Raw genomic sequence first — 7,950 nt, 5'->3', positions numbered from 1 at the left:
AAAACTTTTTCCATAGCTTCTGTCATAGAAAAAGCAGGCAGACCGACATTAGTTTTAGCTCATAATAAAACTTTAGCTGCTCAATTATGTAATGAGTTAAGGGATTTTTTCCCTGATAATTCTGTGGAGTATTTTGTTAGTTATTACGATTATTATCAACCGGAAGCTTATATTCCAGTGACGGATACATATATAGAAAAAACTGCTTCGATTAATGATGAAATTGATATGTTGCGTCACTCAGCAACTCGGTCACTTTTTGAACGCCGAGATGTAATTGTTGTGGCTTCTATTAGTTGTATTTATGGTTTAGGAATGCCTGCTGAATATTTAAAAGCTGCGATTAAGTTACAAGTGGGAGAAGAAATTAATCAACGACAAATTTTAAGAGATTTAGCGACAGTTCAATATACTAGAAATGATTTAGATTTAGGTCGAGGAAAATTTAGAGTTAAGGGCGATGTTTTGGAAATCGGACCTGCTTATGAGGATAGAATTATTCGGGTAGAATTTTTTGGGGATGAAATAGATGCGATTCGTTATATTGACCCTGTAACTGGAAATATTCTCCAAAGTTTAGAGTCTTTAAATGTATATCCAGCGCGTCACTTTGTTACTCCTGAAGAAAGATTAGAAGCAGCTTGTGATGATATTGAAGCAGAATTAGAAGAGCAATTAGAGGAATTAGAAAAAGCAGGAAAATTGTTAGAAGCTCAACGTTTGGAACAACGTTGTAGATATGATATAGAAATGTTGCGAGAGGTGGGATATTGTAATGGAGTAGAAAATTATTCTCGGCATTTAGCAGGTAGAAAAGCAGGGGAACCACCAGAATGTTTGATTGATTATTTTCCGAAAGATTGGTTATTAATTATTGATGAATCCCATGTGACTGTTCCGCAAATTCGAGGAATGTATAATGGTGACCAAGCTAGGAAAAGGGTTTTAATTGAGCATGGATTTCGTTTGCCTAGTGCAGCAGATAATCGACCTTTGAAGTCTGAGGAATTTTGGCAAAAGGTTAATCAATGTATTTTGGTTTCTGCTACTCCTGGAGATTGGGAAATAGAAAAATCTGAGGATAGAATTGTTGAGCAAATTATTCGTCCGACTGGTGTGGTTGACCCGGAAATTTTTCTGCGTCCGACTGAGGGTCAGGTTGACGATTTATTAGGGGAAATTAGGGAAAGGGTTAAGTTGGAGGAGAGGGTTTTAATTACTACTTTAACTAAGCGGATGGCTGAAGATTTGACTGAATATTTGCAGGAGCAAAATGTGAAGGTTCGTTATTTGCATTCGGAGATTAATTCTATTCAGAGAATTGAGATTTTGCAGGGGTTGAGAGAGGGAGAGTTTGATGTGTTAATTGGGGTGAATTTATTACGGGAAGGTTTGGATTTACCGGAGGTTTCTTTAGTGGCTATTTTAGATGCGGATAAGGAGGGATTTTTACGAGCGGAACGTTCTTTAATTCAGACTATTGGTAGAGCAGCACGTCATGTCCGGGGTCAGGCTATTTTATATGCTGATAATTTGACAGATAGTATGATTAAAGCGATAGATGAAACGGAGAGAAGGCGAGGAATTCAGTTGGCATATAATAGGATGAATAATATTACACCGAAGCCTATTGTAAAAAAACAAAGTAATGCAATTTTGGCGTTTTTGGATGTGTCACGCCGTTTAAATTCTCAACAGTTAGAAGAGGTGTATGAACAGGTGGATGAGTTATCTTTAGAGGAGCTACCAGAGTGGATTAAAAAGTTAGAAACTCAGATGAAAGAAGCAGCGAAAAAATTGGAATTTGAAGAGGCGGCTAAATTACGCGATCGGATTAAGCATTTGCGGGATAAATTAGTGGGTAATTCTTGAAAATTATTAAAAAAGGAAGAAGGAAGAAGTAGTTGTCCAGTAGGGTGTGTTAGCGTTTGCGCAGCATTCCGCAGGAAAGGGTAACGCACCATTTTTTAGGGAAGCATAACTCACCCACAGATTGCTTGGTAATCAATATAGATAGTGGTGCGTTACGGCCAGTTAAAAGTTTATTACCCAAACAAAGCATTGTAAATATCACGAATATTAATCTGGAACAGGATAAAATTGTCTTTCAATTCAATCTCACAATTCTCACATCAGAAGTTCCTGAATTATCGCTACAAGATTTGCAGGTTGATGAACATCTGGATGAAAATAAAAATAATCATAATAATTAAATTGTTTTTTGATGCTAAACAGGAGGTTATTTGTCAATAAGTATCATATTGTTGTATACCCATAAACTATAAGGGTTCAAATTCTTCATTTATAAGCAAAATTCAATAGCTTCTTGAATGCTTTATATTAATTAACCATAACTTTTAAATTGTGTAGACATCCTTTTAAAACGGGAACCGATGCAACTAAATAACCATCTACATCTTTTTCGAGAATTACATTAAAATATTTTCTCATTTGTTATTTTTCCTTGTTCAATTTTATAGTTTATCTTCTTCAATTAATAAATAATATATAATTAGGGTTTGCTGAAAAAGTTTTATAGGTGAGGGTAGGAGACAGGAGACAACCCACCCCCAACCCCTCCCAGGAGGGGAAGACAGGAGACAGGAGACAACCCACCCCTCGCCCCTCCCCCTCCCAGGAGGGGAGACATGGGAATGAGCGAGGAGGTAGGAGTAAGAATTGTAAGAATGATTTTTCTGCCCAACTATGAGCCTAAAATACGCTCCTTTTTGAGGGTTTTAGACGTGATACCAGGCACTGCAATTCGACCTCAAAAAAGCTAAAACCTTTATCTGTAAATACTTTTAGATTTAATCAGCAAGCTCTAATCAGTTTGAATAGTCGTCATTGCGACCATAGAAAGCAATCTCCCTACACCTCTGAGATTGCTTCCTTCTTAATAACTAAACACAACCAGAAATTGCATCTAATAAGGCTTGAGTTTTTTCACTCACTTGATAATAATTTGTTGTAGAATTAGTAACACCATTGAACACCACATCAGCAAAATTTTCAACCATTTTCACCTGAGAACTTTGCTCACTTTTTACCTCAATAAATTTGACATCCCCACGGGTATCCATACCATTTTTGAGATAAAAACCCGCCTTAAGATGAGGATTTTTAAAGGCAAAACTATTCACCCAATCTAACACAAAGTCATCTAGGGTAATAATGCCTTTTGTACCAATTAAAGCCAAATCCATCGTTACCGCACCTGAAGTATATCCTGCATCCCAAGTCGAGGTACTGTCATCATCAAAAGCGAGCATACCACAAACACGAACAATCCCTCTAGTTTCGGTGTCTCGTTTAACTTTGACTGAAATTTGGCTCAAATTAATGTTAGGAGCTAAAAATTCAACTGTTGCCCGCATATTATACCAACCTAAGTCCCCTAAAGCTCCTTTTGGTTCCAATTCGGGATTGAAACGAATATTACTGCGATCGCTAAGGGGAAAATAGAAGGCACTTCGCATCGCTTGCACCTGACCAATGGTTTCCTCCATAGTTTGCTTAATAGCTGCAGTCCTGGGATGATGGACAAAATGGGTTGCATCCATAAACAAGACTTGATTTTCTCTACAGGCTACGGTAATCTTTTGCAAAGACTCTAAGGTCGCAAAGGGTTTATCCACTAAAACGTGCTTTTTCTGTTGCGCAGCTACCACAGCAATTTCTTCTTTTAAGGCAGTAGGAGTCGCAATATAAATTGCATCCACTCCAGACCAAGCGATTAAATCTTGCCAACTGTCAAACCCTTTAACATCTCCGAATTGCTGGCCAAACTCCTGTGCCCGCGAGATGCAACGACTAGCCACTCCGACTAAAGCACAATTTTTGGCATCGACTAATCCTTGGGCAATCACCCTGGCAATAAATCCCGTTCCCACAATACCAAATCGTAATGTATCTCTCATGCAACAGTCTCCTTAGTTAGATGCTGAATTCAGCCACATTTAATGTAACTTGGGCAATATTGATAAAGTTATACCAATCTGATAAATTTTTACTACAAATAGTTAGCGGGACTTACACAAAACAGCAGCCTAAAATAGGCTAGAAGATAGACAGAAAGAGGCTTTTACGTCAAAAAGTATAATTCCTTTATTACCGAATAATTAAGGTTTAGCGAAATCTTCTCTAAAACCTTTAAAGATGACAACGTAATTTGTGATATGCTTTCAGGGGGATGTGACTTCAGTAATTTTATCGATCAATGTGTAAAGTTCATTTCAATAGAAACTTCAGAACAATTTATTGAATGTTCTTACAAGAAAGAACGCAACATTAGATATCTCCAAAATAGAAAATAAGGTAAAATTATCAAAATCATTTATGTATGCGATCGCCAAAATGAATCCAACTTGAGAATAGACTTATAATCATCTACTCATAAACAACAAGAATTATTGGTATTACTACAGCCTTTTTTGTTCCTAAATTCTGATATCCCCTAGCAAAACTTCTCTGCTCCATCTATTTTAGATTTATAAATCCGATATTCGCCTTTTCCTAAAAATTAAAATGTTTGTTTGATGAGTTATTCTAAATTCAGAAAACAAATTACTGTGATGTGCTTGAATAGAGTAGCAGTTAAATTCAGGAATCAACATACATGGCCACCAGACTAATTAAACTGGAAGATGGGATTTTGGTTGAAGCTGAAGTTCCAGATAATGAAGCAAAGCCGATTTCTACTAATGTTGTTAAAGATGTTAAATCTAGTTTTGCACAAGTTAAACCTATATTAGTTAGTATTAGTCGTCCTATTGCTGAAGCTTGGCAAGAAATTAATAAAGAGATGGAAATTGAACAAGCTGAAGTGGAAGTAGGTTTTAATTTCGAGGGGGAAGGTAATCTTTATATTACTAAAGGAAAACCAGATGCAAATTTAAAGGTGAAGTTAGTGTTGAAACCAATTGCACCAAAACCATTTGATGTAATAACGGTAAATAGCAAAGGTGAAGAAATTAATCGTAGTTCCCATGAAGCAGTATTTTTTACTGAAGATTTGGGTAAAGGTGTAACTTTAGAAATGGTTTCTATTCCTGGCGGTAGTTTTGTTATGGGTTCGGCAGAAAATGAAGTAGAAACAGATAGTCCTGAAACTCCCCAACATGAAGTTACTATCCAACCTTTTTATATTAGTAAATATCCTATTACTCAAGACCAATATCAAGCCATTATGGGTGAAAACCCCTCTCACTTTAAAGGAGGAAAGCGCCCAGTCGAAACTGTAACATGGCACAACGCTACAAAATTTTGTCAAAAGTTATCAAAAAAAATTGGGAAAACCTACAAACTACCCAGTGAGAGTCAGTGGGAATATGCTTGTCGCGCTGGTACAACCACACCCTTTTATTTTGGGGAAACTATAACGACCGATTTAGTTAACTATAATGGTAACTATACTTATGGCGATGCCCCTAAAGGTGAATATCGAGGGGAGACAACTGATGTGGGAACTTTTCCTCCTAATGCTTTTGGTTTATATGATATGCACGGGAATGTGTGGGAATGGTGTCAGGATATTAGACACGATAATTATGAAGGTGCCCCTAATGATGGTAGTGCTTGGGAAACTGGAGGAGATAGTAAGATACGAGTACTGCGTGGTGGGTATTGGGAAGATGAACCTGGGAATTGTCGGAGTGCCTTCCGTCTCTGGGGGGATGCCGACTTCTGCAACAATAACAGAGGTTTCCGTGTGGTTTATTTGCCTGGTGTATAGTTTCTTAGTTTCGGAGTCTAAGATTTTTTCCTTCTTAGGATTGAAAGTTACTCGCGCTCATCCTCAATCTATCAGGAAAGATTTGTTTAGAGCAATTTTGTCAGCTACAACCCCTGTTGTTATTTGGACAAGAACTGATATTGAGCGTCGGGAAAAAGTAAATTTGATTGATGAGATATTAACTTTTTAACCATTGTGTTATTTATGTGAATCAATTAGACAAATTCGAGAAAAAGCTGATGCTCAAACCGAGGAGCATTTAGGTTTTCATTTAGCTATTCTTTGGGAAAATCCCTATCGTTTAACTCCTGATATAATGGTTGAATTAATTACACCTGGGCAATAAAACAGTTATCATTTGAGGAGTCAGGAGGACCGAGTCAGGAGGGAAGAAAGAAGCAAGAAGAAAGAAGAAGAGGAGGAAAAGGAGAAAGTTTTTTTGATCACGCTCTTATCCGGGGTGCATCTCATAGCAAGCAAAAATACTTTTTTCCTATATATTCCCTATTCCCTATTCCCTGTTACCTGTTGCCTTTCGGAGCTATTGCCTAAGAGCGATAAATTTTTGGCTTTATTCTTGCATTGAGATGCACCCCTTATCCGGACATGATATTACTGGAAATTTTCCCGAGGTAACAACAAAGCAGATGCAGTTATTATAGTTCGGGTTTTCTCTAGAAAATTGGGCGTTGCTGAAATGTAATGGTAAGTAGCTGAAGGTAAAATTGAAAAACTTATGTTTTGCGTTAATACTTAATCTATCTAAAAATCATTACCACTCAGCAACGCCGAAAATTGAATCTTAATTATGGCCGAAAAAAATCTATAATATCAAATCCGTTTAATTGGACATAAAAAAAATCTTCAATCGTCATAACTACGCTCATCTTTGTGATTTTCTCTCCTCCTGACTCCTGACTCCTCCTTACTTAACGAATCTATAACTGTTTAACCGGATTTGATATAAATACCACCTAACACCTAACACCTAACACCTTTGAATAAATTTATTGAAAAAAAACCAGAGACAAAAAATATGAATGACTGGAAAATATTTAAAGGTAATAGCAAACCCCATGATGAAATTAATCGTCTTCCCGAACCTCCAAATTGGCGTAAATTTATGGGTGCTGATAATCAGATAATTCAAGAAATTGAACAACGCTGGCAAAATTTTTTAGATGAGAAAGGTGAAGGAACAGAAGATTGGGAAAGAGGCAAAAGTTTCCGGATTCATTCTGACAGTGACAATGACAGAAATAGTGTGATTAATATGGTTAATGCCGCTCTATATTTAAGACGACCTTTGTTAGTAAAAGGCAAACCCGGAACAGGAAAAACTTCTTTAGCTTATGCGGTAGCTTATGAATTAAAATTAGGGCCAGTTTTACCTTGGTATATTACTGCTCGCTCAACTTTAAAAGATGGATTATATGATTATGACGCGATCGCTCGTCTTCAGGATGTACAAATGGGCGACGAAAGTAAGGATATTGGTCGTTATATTAAACTTGGCGCTCTGGGTACAGCTTTACTCCCTTTTCCCAGACCTCGCGTTTTATTAATTGATGAGATAGATAAGAGCGATATTAATTTACCCAATGATTTACTCAATTTGTTTGAGGAGGGGAGGTTTGAAATTCCAGAATTAGCTCGTCTTTCTAAAGAAGTTTCCCAGGTAGAGGTTCGCACTTATGATGGGATGGATGTGCCGATAAAAGATAGAAAGGTGCGCTGTCAGAATTTTCCGTTAATTATTCTCACTAATAATGGCCCTACTACAAACAAAAAACCCTAACGTTATAGTTATTGAATTGATGTTTTATTCATCTGTTGTACAAGAGTTTTGAGATGGAGTGAGAAGAGCGATCGCCTCCTTCTAGGAATAGACAAATCAAAAAACCCCAACGTTATAGTTATTTGATTATCGAGTGACAAGAGCGATCGCCTCCTTCCAGGAATAGACAAATCAAAAAACCCTAACGTTATAGTTATGTGATTGATGTTTTATTCATCTATTGTACAAGAGTTCTGAGATTGATTGAGAAAGTCGAAACAGCTTAACCCAATTATGGGTGTTATTTTAGCGTAATATCAAATCCGGTAGCATCGGTATAAAAAAATTAAACCTGATAAATTAAGGGATGAATAGTAAGAGTTGGGCGATCGCCATGCCGAGATTGTTAAAGCTAGAACCACACAAAAGTATCGAAGAG

At 37.0% G+C, this 7,950-nt stretch carries 8 protein-coding genes and 1 pseudogene; 7 read left to right on the top strand and 2 right to left on the bottom strand.

Annotated elements, in window-relative coordinates:
- From uvrB to F6K13_RS09095, 3 genes are all read left to right on the top strand, one after another.
- Positions 1-1,872, top strand: a 1,872-nt coding sequence (gene uvrB, locus F6K13_RS09105) for an excinuclease ABC subunit UvrB (RefSeq protein ID WP_287287236.1), incomplete at its 5' end; no start/stop codon positions are given.
- A gap of 125 nt (positions 1,873-1,997) precedes the next feature.
- Positions 1,998-2,213 (top strand): hypothetical protein, encoded by a 216-nt coding sequence (locus tag F6K13_RS09100; RefSeq protein WP_124144227.1) that lies wholly within the window; start codon positions 1,998-2,000, stop codon positions 2,211-2,213.
- A gap of 326 nt (positions 2,214-2,539) precedes the next feature.
- Positions 2,540-2,710 (top strand): hypothetical protein, encoded by a 171-nt coding sequence (locus F6K13_RS09095; protein WP_161564429.1) that lies wholly within the window; start codon positions 2,540-2,542, stop codon positions 2,708-2,710.
- A 193-nt stretch (positions 2,711-2,903) separates the two neighbouring features.
- Here the strand turns inward: F6K13_RS09095 and F6K13_RS09090 are convergent, their stop codons facing one another.
- Positions 2,904-3,920, bottom strand: coding sequence for a Gfo/Idh/MocA family protein (locus F6K13_RS09090; protein WP_124144226.1), 1,017 nt, complete (start codon positions 3,918-3,920; stop codon positions 2,904-2,906).
- Positions 3,921-4,618: 698 nt separating this feature from the next.
- On the opposite strand from F6K13_RS09090, the gene F6K13_RS09080 reads away from it, so the two are divergent.
- The 4 genes and pseudogenes from F6K13_RS09080 to F6K13_RS09065 form a co-directional block, all read left to right on the top strand.
- The gene (locus F6K13_RS09080; RefSeq protein ID WP_124144225.1) at positions 4,619-5,734 is read left to right on the top strand and encodes a CU044_2847 family protein; all 1,116 of its coding nucleotides are present in this window, start codon (positions 4,619-4,621) and stop codon (positions 5,732-5,734) included.
- Between the two features lie 40 nt (positions 5,735-5,774).
- The gene (locus tag F6K13_RS09075; RefSeq protein WP_192901088.1) at positions 5,775-5,924 is read left to right on the top strand and encodes a hypothetical protein; all 150 of its coding nucleotides are present in this window, start codon (positions 5,775-5,777) and stop codon (positions 5,922-5,924) included.
- 3 nt (positions 5,925-5,927) lie between these two features.
- Positions 5,928-6,080: a hypothetical protein gene (locus F6K13_RS09070; RefSeq protein WP_192901087.1), complete on the top strand. Its 153-nt coding sequence runs from the start codon at positions 5,928-5,930 to the stop codon at positions 6,078-6,080.
- Between the two features lie 690 nt (positions 6,081-6,770).
- Positions 6,771-7,508: pseudogene (locus tag F6K13_RS09065) on the top strand (AAA family ATPase); the annotation flags it as partial.
- Positions 7,509-7,540: 32 nt separating this feature from the next.
- Here the strand turns inward: F6K13_RS09065 and F6K13_RS09060 are convergent.
- Positions 7,541-7,702, bottom strand: a complete 162-nt coding sequence (locus tag F6K13_RS09060; protein WP_161564428.1) for a hypothetical protein — start codon at positions 7,700-7,702, stop codon at positions 7,541-7,543.
- Positions 7,703-7,950 lie beyond the last annotated feature (248 nt).

Source organism: Okeania sp. SIO2B9, assembly GCF_010672505.1.
Classification (GTDB): Bacteria; Cyanobacteriota; Cyanobacteriia; order Cyanobacteriales; family Microcoleaceae; genus Okeania; species Okeania hirsuta.
Note: the sequence above shows the minus strand (reverse complement) of the source record. Positions and strands in the feature narration are given on the sequence as shown.

Excerpts from the sequence above, each read along its gene's own strand:
- F6K13_RS09090 (WP_124144226.1), bottom strand. The coding sequence starts at position 3,920 with ATGAGAGATACATTACGATTTGGTATTGTGGGAACGGGATTTATTGCC.
- F6K13_RS09080 (WP_124144225.1), top strand. The coding sequence starts at position 4,619 with ATGGCCACCAGACTAATTAAACTGGAAGATGGGATTTTGGTTGAAGCT.